The 17,938-nt window shown below is 71.5% G+C and carries 15 protein-coding genes and 1 pseudogene; 7 read left to right on the forward strand and 9 right to left on the reverse strand.

Going from position 1 to position 17,938, the window contains the following annotated elements:
• The first annotated feature begins 102 nt into the window (after positions 1-102).
• Together ACFYW5_RS14665 and ACFYW5_RS14670 are read left to right on the forward strand one after the other, a co-directional pair.
• Positions 103-1,281: a spore photoproduct lyase family protein gene (locus ACFYW5_RS14665; RefSeq protein ID WP_389417325.1), complete on the forward strand. Its 1,179-nt coding sequence runs from the start codon at positions 103-105 to the stop codon at positions 1,279-1,281.
• A 75-nt stretch (positions 1,282-1,356) separates the two neighbouring features.
• Positions 1,357-2,394 (forward strand): LacI family DNA-binding transcriptional regulator, encoded by a 1,038-nt coding sequence (locus tag ACFYW5_RS14670; protein WP_389417326.1) that lies wholly within the window; start codon positions 1,357-1,359, stop codon positions 2,392-2,394.
• A gap of 31 nt (positions 2,395-2,425) precedes the next feature.
• Here ACFYW5_RS14670 and ACFYW5_RS14675 read toward each other — a convergent pair whose 3' ends face one another.
• Positions 2,426-3,484 (reverse strand): fatty acid desaturase family protein, encoded by a 1,059-nt coding sequence (locus ACFYW5_RS14675; protein ID WP_389417479.1) that lies wholly within the window; start codon positions 3,482-3,484, stop codon positions 2,426-2,428.
• 285 nt (positions 3,485-3,769) lie between these two features.
• On the opposite strand from ACFYW5_RS14675, the gene ACFYW5_RS14680 reads away from it, so the two are divergent.
• Positions 3,770-4,612 (forward strand): SigB/SigF/SigG family RNA polymerase sigma factor, encoded by an 843-nt coding sequence (locus ACFYW5_RS14680; RefSeq protein ID WP_389417327.1) that lies wholly within the window; start codon positions 3,770-3,772, stop codon positions 4,610-4,612.
• Positions 4,613-5,467: 855 nt separating this feature from the next.
• Positions 5,468-6,976, forward strand: a complete 1,509-nt coding sequence (locus ACFYW5_RS14685) for a phospholipase D family protein (protein ID WP_389417328.1) — start codon at positions 5,468-5,470, stop codon at positions 6,974-6,976.
• Positions 6,977-7,067: 91 nt separating this feature from the next.
• Here the strand turns inward: ACFYW5_RS14685 and ACFYW5_RS14690 are convergent, their stop codons facing one another.
• Together ACFYW5_RS14690 and ACFYW5_RS14695 are read right to left on the reverse strand one after the other, a co-directional pair.
• Positions 7,068-7,526 carry a PPOX class F420-dependent oxidoreductase gene (locus tag ACFYW5_RS14690; protein WP_389417329.1) on the reverse strand — a complete coding sequence of 153 codons (459 nt, stop codon included), beginning with the start codon at positions 7,524-7,526 and terminating at the stop codon, positions 7,068-7,070.
• 57 nt (positions 7,527-7,583) lie between these two features.
• On the reverse strand, positions 7,584-9,617 hold the full coding sequence (locus ACFYW5_RS14695) for a BTAD domain-containing putative transcriptional regulator (RefSeq protein WP_389417330.1): 2,034 nt from the start codon (positions 9,615-9,617) through the stop codon (positions 7,584-7,586).
• A 158-nt stretch (positions 9,618-9,775) separates the two neighbouring features.
• Between ACFYW5_RS14695 and ACFYW5_RS14700 the strand changes: the two genes are divergently transcribed.
• Positions 9,776-10,657 (forward strand): alpha/beta fold hydrolase, encoded by an 882-nt coding sequence (locus ACFYW5_RS14700; RefSeq protein WP_389417331.1) that lies wholly within the window; start codon positions 9,776-9,778, stop codon positions 10,655-10,657.
• Between the two features lie 64 nt (positions 10,658-10,721).
• Here the strand turns inward: ACFYW5_RS14700 and ACFYW5_RS14705 are convergent, their stop codons facing one another.
• The 5 genes and pseudogenes from ACFYW5_RS14705 to ACFYW5_RS14725 form a co-directional block, all read right to left on the reverse strand.
• On the reverse strand, positions 10,722-11,132 hold the full coding sequence (locus ACFYW5_RS14705; RefSeq protein WP_389417332.1) for a hypothetical protein: 411 nt from the start codon (positions 11,130-11,132) through the stop codon (positions 10,722-10,724).
• Positions 11,133-11,197: 65 nt separating this feature from the next.
• Positions 11,198-11,521, reverse strand: coding sequence for a hypothetical protein (locus tag ACFYW5_RS14710; protein ID WP_389417489.1), 324 nt, complete (start codon positions 11,519-11,521; stop codon positions 11,198-11,200).
• 121 nt (positions 11,522-11,642) lie between these two features.
• Positions 11,643-11,983 (reverse strand): annotated as a pseudogene (locus ACFYW5_RS14715) (phosphatase); the annotation flags it as partial.
• A gap of 158 nt (positions 11,984-12,141) precedes the next feature.
• Positions 12,142-12,771: an HAD family hydrolase gene (locus ACFYW5_RS14720; protein ID WP_389417333.1), complete on the reverse strand. Its 630-nt coding sequence runs from the start codon at positions 12,769-12,771 to the stop codon at positions 12,142-12,144.
• A gap of 32 nt (positions 12,772-12,803) precedes the next feature.
• Positions 12,804-13,994, reverse strand: coding sequence for an MFS transporter (locus ACFYW5_RS14725; protein WP_389417334.1), 1,191 nt, complete (start codon positions 13,992-13,994; stop codon positions 12,804-12,806).
• An 89-nt stretch (positions 13,995-14,083) separates the two neighbouring features.
• Between ACFYW5_RS14725 and ACFYW5_RS14730 the strand changes: the two genes are divergently transcribed.
• A complete protein-coding gene (locus ACFYW5_RS14730) occupies positions 14,084-14,845 on the forward strand; it encodes a DeoR/GlpR family DNA-binding transcription regulator (RefSeq protein WP_389417335.1) in 762 nt (253 codons plus the stop codon).
• 403 nt (positions 14,846-15,248) lie between these two features.
• On the opposite strand, the gene ACFYW5_RS14735 is transcribed toward ACFYW5_RS14730, so the two are convergent.
• The gene (locus ACFYW5_RS14735) at positions 15,249-16,265 is read right to left on the reverse strand and encodes a LacI family DNA-binding transcriptional regulator (protein ID WP_389417336.1); all 1,017 of its coding nucleotides are present in this window, start codon (positions 16,263-16,265) and stop codon (positions 15,249-15,251) included.
• A gap of 303 nt (positions 16,266-16,568) precedes the next feature.
• Between ACFYW5_RS14735 and ACFYW5_RS14740 the strand changes: the two genes are divergently transcribed.
• The gene (locus ACFYW5_RS14740) at positions 16,569-17,882 is read left to right on the forward strand and encodes an ABC transporter substrate-binding protein (RefSeq protein WP_389417337.1); all 1,314 of its coding nucleotides are present in this window, start codon (positions 16,569-16,571) and stop codon (positions 17,880-17,882) included.
• Positions 17,883-17,938: the final 56 nt, after the last annotated feature.

Here is a 17,938-nt window from a genome sequence, read left to right on the forward strand (position 1 = left end):
GGTGTGAAGCCGACGGGGCGCCCGCCGTCATCGCCCCGCCGTAGAGTGGAAGGTCCGGATCCGCCCCTTGCGGCACTCCCGCACGACCCCACCGGAGCCCGCATGCACCACCCGTCCACCGGCCCGGACGACGGCTCCGGCACGCTGTTCGGGCTGGACGCCCTCGACCCCGGACCGGCCCCCGCCCCCTCGCGCGCCCAACCCTTCCGGGACTCCGTCGCGGCACGCCGGCTGCTGCCGGTGCGGGAGATCCACGCGGAACCCGCCGCGGCGGCGTCCCCGCGAGGCAGACAGGTCCTGAGCCGCTTCCCCGAGGCGCGGCTGATCACCGTGGACTCCCACTGGCGCATTCCCGGACTGCACGGCAACGGGGGCAACGTCGACCGCTGGGTCCGGATCAAGGGCGAGACGGTCGTCCTCGGCGAGAAGAAGACGCTCACCACCCGCCCCAACGGCAGATCCGCCGACTGGATCGCCCCGGGCACCTCCAACGGGTGCGCCATGGCCTGCGCGTACTGCTACGTGCCGCGCCGCAAGGGGTACGCCAACCCGATCACCGTCTTCACCAACATCGACCGGATCATCGCCCACCTCGCCCGGCACATCGCACGCCACGGACCCAAGCCGGAGCCGAACCAGTGCGACGCCCACTCCTGGGTGTACGACATCGGGGAGAACGGCGACTGCTCGGTGGACGCCCTGATCTGCGACAACACCGCGGACCTCGTCCACGCCTTCCGGCGCTGGCCCACCGCCAAGGCATCGTTCGCCACCAAGTTCGTCAACCCCGACCTCCTCGCCCTGGACCCCGGCGGCCGCACCCGCATCCGCTTCTCGCTGATGCCGCCCGACGACTCCCGCCTGCTGGACGTACGGACCTCACCCGTCGCCGAGCGCATCGCCGCCGCCGCGGACTTCCTCGACGCCGGTTACGAGGTGCACTTCAACCTCTCGCCGGTGGTCGTCCGGCCCGGCTGGCAGGACGCCTGGGCGGAGCTGCTGAGGCAGCTCGACGACGTGCTGCCCGAGCGGGTGAAACGGCAGGCCGCCGCCGAGGTGATCATGCTGACGCACAACCGGGAACTGCACGAGGTCAACCTCGGCTGGCACCCCCGCGCCGAGGACCTGTTGTGGCGGCCGGAGATCCAGCAGCCCAAACGGTCCGAGAACGGCGCCCTCAACGTCCGCTACCGCAATGGCGTCAAGGCCGAGGCGGTCGCTTCCCTGCGGTCCTTGATCCACCTCCACGCCCCCTGGCTGGACGTCCGCTACGCCTTCTGACCGGTCGCCCTCCGGGGGAGCCGGGAGCCGGGAGAGCGCTCCCCGAAGGCGCCGCCCAGCGGGTAGGGTGCGGGAATGATCAGGCGGCTGCCGACCCTGGAGGACGTCGCGCGGGAGGCGGGGGTCTCACGGGCGACCGTCTCCCGGGTCATCAACGGGGTGCGCAACGTCGATCCCGCCATCCAGAGCGTGGTGCGCGACGCCGTCGCGCGTACCGGGTACTCACCGAACAGGGCCGCGCGCTCCCTGGTCACCCGCCGGACCGAGACCATCGCGCTGGTCGTCTCCGGAGCGGGCGAACCCCAGGACGGGAAGGGCTCGTTCGCCGCGCGGATGCTGGCGGACCCCTTCTTCGGCCGGGTGGCTGGGGGAGTGATCGACTTCCTGCGCCCGCGGTCGATGCACCCCGTGCTGATGTTCGCCGACTCCGAGGCGACCCGTGCGGAGGTGGTGGCCTTTGTGCGGCAGGGCAGCGCGGACGGCGCACTGGTGGTCTCCACGCACGCGGAGGACCCGCTGCCCGAGCAGCTGGCCGAGGCGGCCCTGCCCTGCGTGCTGTTCGCGCGCCCGGCACGGCCGGTCCCGGTCAGCTACGTGGACCTCGCCCACGCCGACGGTGGCCGACTGGCCGCCGAGCATCTCCTGGCCCGCGGTCGCCGACGGCTCGCGACGGTCACGGGACCGCTCGACGTGCCCGCCGGACAGGACCGGCTGGCCGGGTTCCGGGACGCGCTGGCGCGGCGCGGTCACCCGTACATCCCGATCGTCGAGGGCGGCTTCACCTACGACAGCGGTGCCACGGCGATGGCGCGGCTGCTGACCGAGCACCCGCACATCGACGGGGTGTTCGTGGCCAACGACCTGATGGCGCAGGGAGCCTGCGACGTGCTGCGGGAACACGGCAGACGGGTGCCGGACGATGTCGCGGTGATCGGGTTCGACGACTCCAGCGCGGCCCTCGCCTGCCGGCCCGCGCTGACCACCGTCCGGCAGCCGATGGAGGAGATGGCGGGCACGATGGCGCAGCTCCTCCAGGAGCACATCGAGGGCGGCCGCACCGAACCGACCTCGGTCATCTTCGAACCGGAGCTGGTGGTGCGCGCGTCGGCGTAGGAACGGGATCAGGGCCGTACGCCGACGTCGCCTAGATGTCGGCGCGCAGCGGCTCTCCCACCTCGTACATGTGCCGCAGCGCCTGACGGTAGGAGTCGACGAGGCCGGTCTCCGCGTAGGGGATGCCGAGGTTGCGGCAGTGGGCCTTCACCATGGACTGGGCGAGCCTCAGGTGGGGGCGGGGCATGCTGGGGAACAGGTGGTGCTCGATCTGGTAGTTGAGGCCGCCGAGGAACCAGTCGGTGGCGATGCCGCCCTTGATGTTGCGCGATGTCAGGACCTGGCGGCGCAGGTGTCCCCACTTCTCGCCGTCGGGGTCGGGCATGTCCATCCCCTTGTGGTTGGGCGCGAACGCCAGGCCCAGGTGCAGCCCGAACAGGGCCTGATGGAGCGCGGCGAAGACGAGTGCGTGCGCGAGGGGCATGGTCGTCAGGAGCAGGGTGACGTACCCGGCGACGTGGGCGATGAGCAGCGCGCCCTCGACCAGGCGTTCGCGGCCGCGCCGGCGGCGCACGTCCTGGAAGCCGGAGAGCTTCAGAGCGAGGCCTTCCAGGAGGGTGAGGGGGAAGAAGAGCCATGCCTGATGGCGGGTGAGCCAGCCGCGGAAGCCCGTGCGGCCGGCGGCCTGCCCGCTGGTGAAGACGAGGACGTCGGCGGCGACGTCCGGGTCCTTGTCGATGTGGTTGGGGTTGGCGTGATGGCGGTTGTGCTTGTCGTTCCACCACCCGTAGCTCATACCGAGCAGCAGATTGCCGTGGATGAGCCCGATGGTGCGGTTCGTGGCACGGTTGCCGCTGATCTGGGCATGGCCCGCGTCGTGCCCGATGAACGCCGTCCGGGCGCACAGGGTCGCGAGGACCGGGGCGAGAGCGAGGACCCACCACGAACCGCCGAGGAATGCCATGCCGGTGCCGACGGTGACCAGGCCCAGGGCGTTGGTGACGATGGTGCGCGCGTACCAGCCGGTACGCCGGTCGAGGAGCCGTTGTCCCTTGACGGCCCGCAGCAGGGGCGTGAACTCGCTGCTCGTGTCCGGTGGCGCTTGCCTCGCGGTGGCTGGATGGTGGTGCTGCGTCGCGTGGCTCGTCAGCCCGTGCGAATGAACCTACGGAGCCGATGGGCCGGCGGCCATGGAGCCATCACCCGGCCGACCCGGGGGAGCGCCCGCGTGCTCATGGGGGGTTGTCCGCAGGTCACGCGGCGGATGGCGGCAGCCCGCCGCCAGGGTCGACGCCCCCTGGTCGCGCCCGACCGCCGACGTCCCGGAAATTTCTTTTCCGGGAATCGGTGTGTGGGGGATTCTTCGGGGTAGACGCGCCTCTGCCGGTCACTGGACCGGTGTTGATCGGCATTGTTCTACAGGGAGGGGTGTGTGATGGTCGCGACGACCGTGCAGGCTGCTGAGCGGACCACGGACGTCTTGGAGGGGGTGGAGGCGCGGCGCGTGGCCCCCCGGGACGCGCGAGAGCTGTCGCGGCACTTCTTCGACCAGCTGGCGGTGCTGGAAGAAGGCACTGAGGAGTTCCAGTACGTCCGCAACACCCTGATCGAGATGAACATGTCCTTGGTCCGGTATGCGGCGGGCCGGTTCCGCAGCCGTGGGCCGCAGGAGATGGAAGACATCGTCCAGGTCGGCATGATCGGTCTGATCAAGGCGATCGACCGGTTCGAGATTTCCCGCGAGGTCGAGTTCACCTCCTTCGCGGTCCCCTACATCGTGGGTGAGATCAAGCGGTTCTTCCGTGACACCTCGTGGGCGGTGCATGTGCCGCGGCGTCTTCAGGAGGCGCGCGTGCAGCTGGCCCGCGCGACCGAGGAGCTGCGCAGCCGCCTCGGCCGTACGCCCACCACCAAGGAACTCTCCGAGCTGATGTGCCTGCCGGAGGAGGAGATCGTCGAGGCCAGGCTGGCGTCCAACGCCTACACCTCCGCCTCCCTGGACGCCGCGATCAACAGCAGTGACGACGGGGAGACGGCACTCCAGGACTTCATCGGTGCCGAGGACGCCGCCCTCGACCTGGTCGAGGACCTGCACTGCCTCGCGCCGATGATCGCCGAACTGGACGAGCGCGATCGCAAGATCATTCACTGGCGCTTCGTCGAGGAGCTGACTCAGGCCCAGATCGCCGAGCACCTGGGGATCTCGCAGATGCACGTCTCACGGCTGCTCTCACGCCTGCTGGCCCGCCTGCGCGAAGGCATGCTGACCACGCGCTGACCCTCCCCGGGCGGGAGGCGGTCGGGCTGATCAGCCCCTTGGAGGTGACGTACTCCAAGGGGCTGCGGCGTTGTCTTTCCCCCTGTAAGAGGTGGATACCGAGTTCGGGGCCAAGGAACTCCAGGAACGCGACGTCTCCGAGCTCGTCGCCCTGGTGAACGAAGCCGAGCGCCTCCTCCGACGGGGCGCCGCTCGTCAGATGCGGCAGGCCGGGCTCGAAGGACGTCACCACCTGGCCGTCAAGGGCGTAAGTAACGCGGCTGAAGCCCTTGGCTGTCCGTATGGCGGCTGTGCGCCTCCAGCGCATACGCCCACCCGGCCACCGAGCCCGCTCGGACGATGACGGTCGGCGGAGTGGGCAGAAAGCCGCCGCTCGTCAGCCTGGCGATCACCGCTTCGTTCCCAGTCCGGGAAGTCAGGGTCACCCCATCCCGTCAGCAGCAACTCCGCCGCTGACCGGGTGAGCGGGACAATCCGGGCGTCCCGGGCACCGACAGCGCGCAGCAGCTCGTACGGGGAGAGCCCTTCGCTGAGGGTGAGCGTGAATCCGATGTCGTAGGCGTCGGCTGTCCACCGCAGTCTGTTCTCCCCGAGTCTCTGATCCACCGGTTCCCCCTCCGCACGATGCCTGCCGCGCGCGGGCGGCCTTCGCGGAGAGACGTTGGCGCCCGGCACTGACACCGCCCCCGGAAGCCGAGAAGGTGCCGCGATGTGGGTACTCATGAGGAGTCTGGGAGGAGACCTGGGGCTGTGGACATAGATGCATGGCTGTTGACCGCGGAGGAGCGCGGTAACCGCGCGACGCGGCTGGACCGGCGTCGGTCGGATGGTGCGGGTTGGTCGTGCGGAAATGAGGTGCGTCCTCTGGTTCATGGGGCGACGTACTTCGCGGAGCTGCTCCGCGCGGTCCGGGCGCAGCGGGCCGGCGATCTGCTGCTGGTCACCGACTGGCGCGGCGACCCCGACGAGCGCCTCGACGGTCCCGGGAGCGAGATCGGGGCCGTCCTGGCAGCGGCGGCCGAGCGCGGTGTGATCGTCAAGGGGCTGGTGTGGCGCTCCCACCTGGACCGCTTCCAGTTCAGCGAGGCGGAGAACCGCCACCTCGGCGAGCAGGTCGCCGCGGCGGGCGGCGAGTTCCTGCTGGACATGCGGGTACGTCCGGGCGGATCGCACCACCAGAAGTTCATCGTGCTCCGGCACGCCGACCGACCCGAGCTGGACGTCGCGTTCGTCGGAGGCATCGACCTGTGCCACAGCCGCAACGACGACGCGAGCCACCGCGGCGACCCCCAGCCCTTGCCGCTCGCCGCCGCGTACGGCCCCAATCCGCCGTGGCACGACCTCCAGCTCGCGATCCGCGGACCGGCCGTCGGCGACCTGGAGGCCTGCTTCCGTGAACGCTGGGAGGATCCGGCGCCCCTCACCCGCAGCCCGCTCGTCCGCCTGCGCGAGCTCGTGCACCACGAGGACGTCCACGCCGACCCGCTCCCGCCCCAGCGACCCGACCCTTCCCCCCGCGGCACGGCCACGGTCCAGATCCTGCGCACCTACCCCAACCGCCTCCTGCGCGGCTACGACTTCGCGCCCGACGGCGAACGCAGCATCGCGCGCGGCTACCGCAAGGCATTGCGCCGGGCCCGGGCCCTGATCTATCTGGAGGACCAGTACCTGTGGTCCCCGCGCGTGGTGGAGTGCTTCGCCGAGGCCCTGAGCAGCAACCCCCGCCTGCGCCTGATCGCGGTCGTCCCTTCCTTCCCGGACCAGGACGGTTCCGTCAGCCTGCCGATGAACCTGGTCGGCCGCGTCGCCGCCCTGAACAGGCTGCGGCAGGCCGGGGGCGACCGCGTGGGGGTGTACGGCCTGGAGAACCATGCCGGAACCCCGGTGTACGTACACGCCAAGGTCTGCGTGATCGACGACGTGTGGGCCTCGGTCGGATCGGACAACGTCAACCTGCGCTCCTGGACCCACGACTCAGAGCTGTCCTGCGCCGTCCTGGACGAGTCCAGGGACCCGCGCGAGCCGCACGACCCCGGCGGCCTCGGCGACGGCGCCCGCGGCTTCGCCCGCAACCTGCGCCTGGAGCTGTCGCGCGAGCACTTGGACCGCGAGGACATGGAGGTGCAGGAAGCCGACGAACTCTGCGATCCGGTAAGCGCCTTCGACGCCTTCGCGCAGAGTGCCGCCGCCCTGGACTCCTGGCACCGCAACGGCCGCCACGGCCCTCGACCGCCGGGCAGGCTGCGTCCCTACCGCTCACCGAGGATGTCCCGTACGGCGCTGACGCTCGCGAAGCCGCTGCACCGTATCCTGGTCGACCCGGACGGCAGGCCCTTCATGCTGCGGCGCCGCAATGAGTTCTGACGCAGGGCGGCGGATCTGCACCGTCGTATCCCTGGAGGCGGGTTCACCGGCGCGACAGGGGCGCACCCGATCCCCAGGGACCCGGCACCTCTCAGCCGCTGATGTCGAGCGCTGTTCCGTACAACCGGTCGACCTTCAGCCGGATGACCACGCGACGCTCGGCGACCAACTGCTCCAGGAACGCGTCCTCGTCCTCCGGCTTCGCGGCGGCGGGGATCATCCCGAGCAACTCCCGCCCGACCGCGTCCCCGGGCTCCGTCGTGGTCTCGGAGACCTCGGCGTCACCCTCGGCGACAGCGAAGGACCACACGTCGCCGCCCTGCACATGCACCGAGGCACGGGGATTGCGGCGCAGATGCCCGATCTTGATCCGGTCGGCCGTGGTCGAGAACCGCACGATGCGCGCCTCGGGGTCCCAGCTGTACAGCATGGTGGTCAGGTGGGGGTGGCCGCTGCGCTTGACGGTGGCGAGCGTTCCGAACTGCTGCTTGCCGAGCAGGGCGGAGAGGGCTTCGTCGGACAGGGCGCGAGGTGCTGGTCCTTGAGTCATGACGTGATCAACGCCCGTGACTGCTCAGCTATTTCAGGCCCTCTCGGGCCCCTTTCGTCACCCCTGTGCCGCCAGGGCCTGCTCTGCGGCTCGCAGATGCCCGGCGACCGGTCCGAAGGAGATCAGCCCACTCGTCGCGCCCGCCAACTCCCCCTTGGCGGGGCTGAGTTCCTCGACCGCGCGCCGCAGGATCTGCGTGTGCCCGACGGCTTGGGCGCTGCGGGCGAGCAAGCACCACAGGGCCTCCTGGAGCAGGTCGTGCGGGGGCCGCGGTACCCGGTCGAGTGCCTGCCGGGCCAGGTCGGCCGCGCCGGAGCCGGCCAGCAACAGGGGCTCCACCCAAGGCTGGTAGGGGCCGGCGTCGAGGCCGGCGAAGTCGTCGGGACGCGGCAGGGCGTGCTCGGCGCGCAGCACCGGCACGAGCGCGACCAGCGCGTCGGCTCCGTGGGCGAGGCCGGGCATGCCGCAGTCGGCGGTCGCCTCCAGGGCGTCGGAGTAGAGCGGGCGGGCGGCGGCCCAGCCGTCGGTCTCACAGGTGCGCAGTGCCCGGAACCAGGAGGTGAACACGCCCGCCAGAGGCCGTTCGTGCTGTTCGGCCAGCCGGTCGGTGGCCTCCGCCTCCGCTTGTGCGCCGGTGAAGTCCCCCAGTCCGGCGAGGGCTTGGAGGCGTACGAGTCGTCCGAGGACTTCGTGGTTGGGCAGTTGGTGGCGTTCGGCGAGGCGGATCAGTTCCCGGCCGGTGGCGTCCCGGGAGGCGCTGTTGCCGCAGTGGCCGAACGACTGCATGAAGGCGCCGTTGAGGGCGAAGGCGAGCAGCGTCGGGTCACCGAGCCGCCGTGCGAGAAGGACGGCTTCCTCGGCGGCCCGCTCTGCGCGCGCCCGCCATCCTTCGCGGACCGGCGGGGCGGCGGCCGGGGCGGGCGGGGTGTCGGCTGCCGCGTCCCCGCGGGACTCCACGGCGATGACCGACAGCAGCCGGGCGCGCAGGGCCGGGGTGTCACCGGGGGCCAGCGCCGCGGCGGCGCGGGCCGCGGCCCGGGCGAGCTGCCCGGCGCTTTCGGGGTCGTCGGCGCGGGTCCAGACCGCGGGGACGTCGTAGGACCCGATGACGCGGGCCGTCAGCTCGGCGTCTCCGGTGGCCTCGGCCGCCGCCACCACGTCCCGGCGGTATTCACGGGCCTCGGCCAGGCCGTCGGCGCCGGTGACGGCGAGATCGCGCAACAGGCCCGCCGTGGCGTGCAGCCGGGCCCTGGAGCGGGCCGGCACCGAACGCTCCCAGGCGGCCGCCGCCCGGCCCCACACCCCGTCGGCGATACCGGCGTCCAAGCCGAGATCGCCAGCGGGGGAACCCTTGAGGATCTGCGCCTCGACGCGGGCCAGTGCCGGTCCCGGCCCGGTGCCCGGCTCCCCGCCCAGCGCACCCCGGGCGCGCCGCAACGTCTCCAGGGCGTCCGCGCGCCGACCGGAGCGGGCCAGCGCGGTGGCCAGCAGCACCCAGCCGTCCTCCCGTGCCGGATGCGCCGCGACATGGGCCTCCAGGTCGACGGCCGCTTCCCGGGCGGCGCCGGTGGCCAGCAGTGCGTCGGCCCGGCGCTCCATGGCGTGCAGGCGCAGGGCCTCCAGCCGGGCACGGTCGGCGGCGGCCCATCGGGCGGAGGGGAAGTCGGCGAGGACCGGTCCGCGCCACAGGGCGAGCGCCCCGTCCCACAGCGCTATGGCCGCCTGCGGGGCCGCCGTACCGGCCTGCTGCACCGCATCCTCGAAGCGCCACGCGTCGACCGCGTCACGGCTCGCGCGGAGCGCGTAACCGGGGCCCTGCGTCACCAGGAGCCGGGACGCCTCGCGGGGCGGCCGCCCGGGTTCCAGGGAGCGGCGCAGCGCGGCGACGAAGGTGCGCACCGCCCCCACCGCCGCGGCGGGCGCCTCGTCCTCCCACAGATCCGCCACCAGCCGGTCCACCGTCACCACCCGGCCCCGTGCGGCCAGCAGCCTGCCCAGCACCTCCCGGTGCCGCGGAGCCCCGAGGGCCAGCGGCTCGCCGTCCGCGCTCCAGGCGGCCACCGGCCCCAGCAGTCCGAATGCGACGCCCACGGCACGGTCCCTTCGCGGACGGCTCCGTTGCCGGCGCGCCGTTCCCGTTCACTCATCGATCACTGATCCGGCGCCCGCAGCCTGGATCACGTCCCCGGACGAGCCCGGCCCCAGTCGCCCGGAGCGTCCACTCTGCCACGAGCACCAGGAGTATCCGCGTGTCCCCCCTGAGCATCCCCGGCTTCACCGAACAGCGAGTGACCGTCGACGACGGTGTCGCCCTGCACGCCGCCGTCGGCGGCAGCGGCAGCCCGGTCGTGCTGCTGCACGGCTTCCCGCAGACCCACCTGATGTGGCGGCACGTCGCGGCCGACCTAGCCGCCGACCACACCGTCATCTGCCCCGACCTGCGCGGCTACGGCGCCAGCGACAAGCCCGCCGGGACCGGTCCCGACGTCTACTCCAAGCGCACCATGGGCCGGGACATCGTCCGCCTCGCCGAAGCACTGGGTCACCCCCGCTTCACCCTCGCCGGCCACGACCGGGGCGCCCTCGTCGCCTTCCGCACTGCCATGGACCATCCGCAGGCCGTCGCCCGCGCACTGTTCCTCGACGTGCTGCCGACCCTGGACATGTGGGACGCCCTGCGCGGCGTGTCCGGTGCGGTCGGGTTCCACCTCTACCTGATGGCCCAGGCTCCCGGTCTGCCGGAGGAGATGATCCGGGGAGCCGCCGACAGCTTCTTCTCGTACTTCCTCGACGCCTGGACCCACGACCCCGCCGCCCTGCCCGCCGACGTCCGCCGCCACTACCTCGACGCCTCCGCAGCGGCGGTGGACTCCATCGTGGCGGACTACCGCGCCTCGGCCGGTATCGACGTCGAGCACGACAGCGTCGACCGCGAGAACGGCGACCGGCTCGCCATGCCGGTCACCGTCCTCCAGCAGGACTGGGGCGCCGCCCTCGGCTACCACGCCGAGGACCTGTGGAGCGCCTGGGCACCCGACCTCCGCCACCGCACCGTCTCGTGCGGCCACTTCATGGCGGAGGAGGACCCGAAGCTGATCGCGGCGGAGATCCGAGCGCTCGCCGATCGCTGAACCGGGGCGCTCGGCACTCGGGGGACGACGTACGGGGCCGGCGGGGACAAGGGGTGCTGTCACATCACCGTGGATCGCTGCTCCTGGGAGGAAACGCCGCGTACAGGGCTTCGGCGTGCACTGCGTCCCATTGGCTGATCAGCAGGCACTCCACTTCACCGTCCCGCATGCGCAGTTCGACTTCCTGTCCCTTGTCGAACTCCACGCGCACCTGCGGGTTCCTGCAGACCGCCTCGGCCTCACCACGCATCACCTCGAACCAGACACCGCGTACGGCATAGCGGAGGTCATTGCCTCGGTGACGCAGCACTCGTAACCGACGGTCGGTCAGCAGGAGCGAAGCACGACGTGGCACCAGGCCCCACAGCGTGCGTCCGTACGTCACCGCACAACCGGCCGTCATCCGCTCGCCCTCAGGAACCCACTGAGACAAGCGCTCACGGTCCACCGACCACCTGGCCGCATCCACCGCCATCCCCCCTTCGTCTCCCAGCGCCACTGTCCGGGGCTCATCTACCCGGAAACACGCGCAAACCAGCCTTACTGCTCACCCAGGGCGGTGGCGCGTTGGTCGACCTCGGTCTTTGCGCGTGGGGCGCCGATGAAACGGGCGGGCCGGAAGGGCCGTAGGAGGTCCTGTTCCTGGTCGGTGGTGATCTCGCTCGCGGCCAGCCGTCCCAGGATCGGTGCCAGGGTGATGCCGCTGTGGGAGACGAGGCAGTAGATGCGGGACTTGCCGGAGGCGTAGCCGGCGACGCTGTGGCCGTCCGCAGCTACCTGGACCGGTGCGCAGGTCGAGGCGGACGTCTCGCTCGCGACCGAGATGCTCGGGATGGGCCTTGAGGGGTGGTTGGCCGACCTCAAGGCCGCGGCGGAGGCGCGGGGTTGCGCGGCACCGCGGTTGCCGAGGCACTCCCCTGCGACCTGGCCGGGAAAGCCAGGACATGGGGGACCGCCTCCCGCAGGTTGACGAAGTGACGGTGCACCCCTCCACCGCGGCGGCCGCGTCCACGATCACTTCGGGCACCGGCAGACCCGTCCGCAGGAAACGGCCGCGCATCCGGTGCTCGTAGTTCGAGGTGACCAGCGCCCAGGTTCCCGCGGTCCCGTGGGCAGACCGTGCAGCAGTTCCGACGCCCCGTCGCAGGCCGTGTGCACCCCGGATCGGACGTCCTCGTCCTCCAGTTCGTGCAGCGCGGCGAGGCACTCGCGCGGATCCCGGTCCGCTGCGACCTGGGTGAAGGTCTCCATCGGCCGGGTCCGCAGGGCCACTTGATACACCTCGGCCGCATCCAGCCCGTACCGTTCCGCCCAACTTCCCCACACCCGGCGTTAGTTGCTCATCGCGTCGATCAACGTGCCGTCGACGTCGAACAGGACGTACTTGGTGCGGTCCGGCCGCGCGGGGTCACTGGTCACCCGTCGATCATGCCAGGCAGCGACCAGACGATCGCGGGGCGCCGCCCGGGCGGGACGAGGCCTCCTCACATTCCTGGGTCGTTGCGGCGCAGCCAGGTGCCGATGGCGCTCGCCAGCTCGTCGCGGTCGGTGAAGAGATGTCCGTCCATGCCGACGCCCTGCGCGGCGCTGACGTTCTCCGCGCGGTCGTCGACGAAGAGGAAGTCGGTCGGGGCGGCCCGCATGGCGTCGACGGAGTGCTGGAAGGCCGCCGGAGCGGGCTTCGCCACGTTGATCCGGCCGGAGAAGGCGACGTGGTCCAGCTCGTGCAGCCACGGCTGCGCGGCGAGGAAGGCGTCCGCGTGGTCCGGGGGGATGTTGGACAGCAGGGCGACCTCGGCGACACCGCGCAGGGACCGGACGTAGGCGACCATCCGGTCGTCGACGCGGGACCAGCTGTCGATGTCGGTGAGGCGCAGTTCCTCGATCGTGTCGGCGTCCGCGGGCAGGGCCAGGCGTCGCAGTACGGCGGTCCAGTACTCGGGCGGGGACTGGCGGCCCGCGTCGTAGGGCGGGCGGCAGGCCCAGTAGGCCGTGGTGAATGCGGGAGTGGACGCTCGGCAGCGGGCGGCCATCTTGTCCAGGGCGCCGGGGCGTTGGTGGCGGGCGACGACCCCGAAGAGGTCGAACAGGATGATGTTGCGCTCGGTCGGCATGGTGGTGGGATCCTCCGGATTCCGGGAGACCTTCAGTGGCTGCTCGCCGCTGTTTCGCGGGTGGGCTCGGATCCGGTGCGCAGGACCGCCGCTGCGGCCGCGGTGATCGCACACAACAGGGTGAGCAGGAGGAAGGTGTGGTTCAGGGCGACGAGGTGGGTCAGCCAGCCGATGACGGCGGGGCCGGCGAGCATGCCGACGTAGCCGAGCCCGGCGACGCGGGAGACGTTGGCCCCGGCGGCGGAGGGGTCGGCGTGCCCGGCCGCGCTGAACAACTGCGGGACACAGCCGGACAGTCCGAGCCCGAACAGCGCCCAGCCCGCGAACGCGGCCCACGTCCACGGTGCGAGGGCGACGAGTGTGATGCCGACGGCAGCGGTGGCCGCTCCGTGGCGGAGGATCGCCATGGACCCGATCCGGGCGGCGAGGCGGTCGGCGAGCAGTCGGCCGACGGTCATCGTCGCCGCGAAGGTGCCGTAGGCGAAGGCGGCCGTGCTCGCGGGAGCCCCGAGGACGTCCTTCAGGTGCAGCGCGCTCCAGTCGTTGGCGGCTCCTTCGCAGAGCATGACCATCATGGCGAGGGCGGCGAGGATCCAGATGCGCCCGCTGGTCTTGCGGTGCTGGGTGGTGGGCGCTTGCGCGGCCTCCTCGGCGGCAGCGGTGGGTTCGGTCGGCAGCAGAGTGCGGGCCGGCAGGAGAGCGAGGACCGCGCACAGGGCTCCTACTGCGGTCATGCTCGTGGCCGGGCTCAGGCCGGCGCTCGCCGTGGCCGCGCCGACGAGTGCGGCGAGGACTCCGCCGACCGAGAACGTGGCGTGGAAGGCCGACATGGCGGGACGGCCGTACTCCTTCTCCACGTGCACCGCGTGGGCGTTCATGCTCACGTCCAGGCTGCCGTTGCAGAACCCGAAGACCAGCAGCGCACCGGCCAGCGTCCACGGATCCTGGGCCAGCCCGGGCAGCACCAGGGCCGCGCCGCACAGGACGCCGGTGGCGGGGACGACGATGCGTGCTCCCAGCCGGTCGGTGAGGCGTCCGGCGACCTGCATGCCGGTGAAGGCTCCCAGTCCGAGCAGCACCAGGAGGCCGCCGAGCGTGGAGTGGCTGATGTCCACGCGCTCCTCGATGGCGGGGATGTGCACGACCCAGGCGCCCATGGTCGTGCCGCAGAGGATGAAGTACGCGAAGGTCGCCGCTCGGGCTGAGCGCAGCGAATGATTCATGCCCAGGACCGTAACGAACATGTGCGGTGATTGAACACTGGCGTTTCGCACACATTGACTGTTCATTTGCGGGCGTGTTGAATCGAGGTATGAGCAATGGGGACCGGCACGGGATCATCGCGCAGGCCGTCCGGGAGTCGGGCAGGACCACGGTCCAGGAACTCGCCGCGCTGACCGGCGCCTCCGAGATGACCATCCGGCGCGATCTCGACGCGCTGGCCGCGCAAGGTGTCCTCGAACGCGTTCGTGGCGGCGCGCGCACCCTGCTGCTGCGGGGCGAGGAGCCGCCCTTCGCGCTCCGCGCTCACGAGGCCGTCGACGCCAAGCGCCGTATCGCTGTCGAGGTGTCCTCGCTCATCGCCGACGGCGAGACCGTCCTCCTCGACAGCGGCACCACCTGCCTGGAGATCGCCCATCTGCTGCGCCGCAGACCGGTCACGGTGATGCCGCTGTCCCTCCAGGCCGTCCAGGTGCTCGGCGAGGGCCCGGCCCCGGCCCGGCTGCTGGTGCCCGGCGGGCAGCCACGGGCCGCCGAGGGAGCGCTCACCGGCCCGCTCACGCTCGCGTCACTGGCGGCACTGCGCTTCGACACGGCCGTCATGGGCTGCTGCGGTCTGAGCGCGGCAGAGGGCCTGACCGCCTACGACCTCGACGACGCGGCCGTGAAGAAGGCCGGCCTCGCCTCCGCGCGCCGCATCCTCGTCGCCGCCGACGGCAGCAAGCTCGGCCGCACCGCCTACGCCTACGTCGGCCCCTCCACCCTCCTGCACACCCTCGTCACCGACAGCTCGGCCCCCGCCGACGAGATCGCCGCCCTCGAAGACACCGGCACCCTTGTGAGGACCGTCTGACAGAACCGCGGCAGACCCCGCCAGCCGGTCCACCCCGCTTGCACCGAGCGCCCCCGAGGCCGCCCCTTAGACCCTCGTCGGCCGGTTCGCCCTGCTTCCTCCGAGTGGCCCGGAGCCGCCCCTCAGACCCTCGTCAGCCGGTCTGCCCCGCTTGCACCGAGCGCCCCCGAGGCCGCCCCTTAGACCCCCGCCAGCCGATCCACCCCGCTTCCACCGAGCGCCCCGGAGCCGCCCCTCAGAACCCCGGCAGCCGGTCCGCCCTGCTTCCACCGAGCGGCCGGAGCCGCACCTGAGAATCCCGGCAGCCGGTCTGCCCCGCTTGCACCGAGCGCCCCAAAGCCGCCCCTGAGAACCCCGTCAGCCCGTCCACCCCGCTCCCACCGAGCACCCCCGAAGCCGCCCCTCAGGACGACTCCCGCACCACCAGCTCCGTAGGCAGCGTCAACTGCCGCTCGGCGGACGGGACCTCGCTGATCTCGTCGAGCAGGATCGCCGCCATCGTCCGGCCCAGTTCCTCGACCGGCTGCCGGATCGTGGTCAGCGGCGGGTTGGTGTGGCGGGCGAGGACGGAGTCCTCGAAGCCGACGACGGCGACGTCGCCCGGCACCTGCCGTCCCTGGCGGCGCAGTTCGCTCAGGGCGCTGACGGCCATCAGGTCGGACGCGGCGAAGACGGCGTCCAGATCCGGCGCACGTTCAAGAAGCGAACGCATCGCCCGGCGGCCGCCCTCTTCGGTGAAGTCGCCCACCTCGACCAGGAGTTCATCGGCCGGAACCCCCGCCTCCGCGTGGGCGGCGCGCCAGCCCTCGAGGCGGCTGCGGCCGACGTCCATGTCGAGCGCGCCGGTGATCGTGGCGATGCGGCGCCGGCCGCTGTCCAGCAGATGCCGGACGGCCGCGGCGGCGCCCCCGGCGTTGTCGGCGGTGACGTAGCTCAGCGGCTCGTTCTCGTCGCGGCGGCCCGCCAGCACCGTGGGCAGGCCCATCTCCTCCAGCATGCCGGGCAGTTGGTCGTGGGCGTGGACCGAGACCAGCAGGACGCCGTCGACCCGGCGGGTGGCCACCGACGCGGCCAGCTGGTCCCGTTCGGACTGGTCGCGGACGAGCATCAGCTGGAGCTGGGTGCGGGTCTCGGAGAGCGCGCCGCTCACGCCGCGGATCAGGGCGGCGAAGTAGGGCTCCGAGCCGAGCCGGCTCTCCGACTCGGGGATCACCAGGGCCACCGCGTTGGTGCGGTTGGTGACCAGTCCGCGGGCGACCGAGTTGGGGACGTAGTCCAGCTCCTTGATCGCGGCCAGCACCCGGGCCCGCGCGTCGGCGCTGACGAGTTCCGAGCCGTTGATGACGCGGGACACCGTGGTCCGACCCACCCCGGCACGGGCGGCGACCGTCTTGATCGTGGGACGGCGGTTCCCTGTCATGTGCTCCTCCCGGCAGCAGCCGCGGCGGCACCGGCCGCGGACGTGACCAGCGGCAATTGTGGCAGACGCGGAACGGGGGACAGCACCCCCGCCAAAGTCACGAACCGAACACCGAACCAGGGCTTCAGTCACGAATTGTTTTCAAGTTATTGACATAGCCGATCCCTGCCACGAGTCTTCCATCCACTGGTGGGCACGTTCCCACCCCTCGGTGGGAACGTGCCCACCGACAAAACGCCCCACCCCGTAGATCGCGGAACCCGCTGCTCCGGTGCGTCAGCGCCGTCGCTTGGAGGAAGAAACATGGCAACTGTTCGAAGGTCATCACGGACCAGAGCGCTCGCGGCCGTCGCGGCCACCGGCGCGCTCGCGCTCGTCGTCGGCTGCGGCGGCAACGACGACTCCGTCACCGGCGGCGGCAAGAAGGACGGCAAGGTCGTCATCACCGTGGGCCTGTACGGGGTGATGGGCTTCAAGGAGACGGGCCTGCTGGAGCAGTACGAGAAGGAGAACCCGGGCGTCGAGATCAAGGCCGAGATAGCCGGTGACGAGCAGACGTACTACACCGCGCTGCAGACCCGGCTCGCGGCCGGCAAGGGCCTGAAGGACATCCAGGGCATCGAGATCGGCCGCGCCAAGGAGATCGTCGACACCCAGGCCGACAAGTTCGCGGACTTCTCCGACGTGGCGGGCACCGACCACTTCCTGCCGTGGAAGCAGTCCCAGATCACCACCGAGGACGGCAAGGTCCTGGGCCTGGGCACCGACATCGGCCCGATGGCGGTCTGCTACCGCAAGGACTACTTCGAGCAGGCCGGCCTGCCCAGCGACCGCGACGAGGTCGCCAAGCTGTGGGAGGGCGACTGGAAGAAGTACGTCGAGGTCGGCCGCACCTTCAAGAAGGACTTCAAGGACGGTGACGTGGCGTTCATGGACGCCGCCAGCGGCCTGTTCAACGCCATGGTCTACGGCTACCCCGAGCAGTACTACGACGCCCAGGGCGAGCTGATCTACGACAAGAACCCGGCCGTCAAGGAGGCCTGGAACCTCGCCGCGGACGCCGCCGAGGACGGCCTGTCCGCCAAGCTCCGCCAGTTCCAGCCCGGTTGGGACCCCGGCCTGGCCAACGGCACGTTCGCCACGGCCGTCTGCCCGGCCTGGATGCTCGGCCACATCGGTGAGAAGGCCGGCGAGGCGAACAAGGGCAAGTGGGACGTCGCCAAGGCCCCCAAGGGCGCCAACTGGGGCGGCTCCTTCCTCGGCGTGGTCGAGCAGAGCCCGGTGAAGGAGGAGGCGAAGAAGCTCGCCGCCTGGCTGACCGCGCCGGAGCAGCAGGCGCACATCTTCGAGAAGCAGGGCAGCGTCCCGTCCTCGCAGAAGGCGCTGGAGAGCCCGGACGTCAAGAGCATCACCTCGGAGTACTTCAACAACGCCCCGATCGGTGAGATCTTCGGCGCCGCCGCCCAGGAGATCCCGGACAAGCAGGTCCTCGGCCGCAAGGACGGCACGATCAAGGACACCTTCTCCCAGGGCCTGACCCTGATCGAGCAGCAGGGCACCTCACGTGACAAGGCGTGGGAGACCACCGCGGAGCGCATCGAGAAGGCGGTCGGCTGACCCGTCGACCGCTCCGGCCGCCCGGGCCCGCCCGTCCTCGACGGCGGGCGGGCCCG

It is taken from the genome of Streptomyces sp. NPDC002779, assembly GCF_042888685.1.
GTDB lineage: Bacteria > Actinomycetota > Actinomycetes > Streptomycetales > Streptomycetaceae > Streptomyces.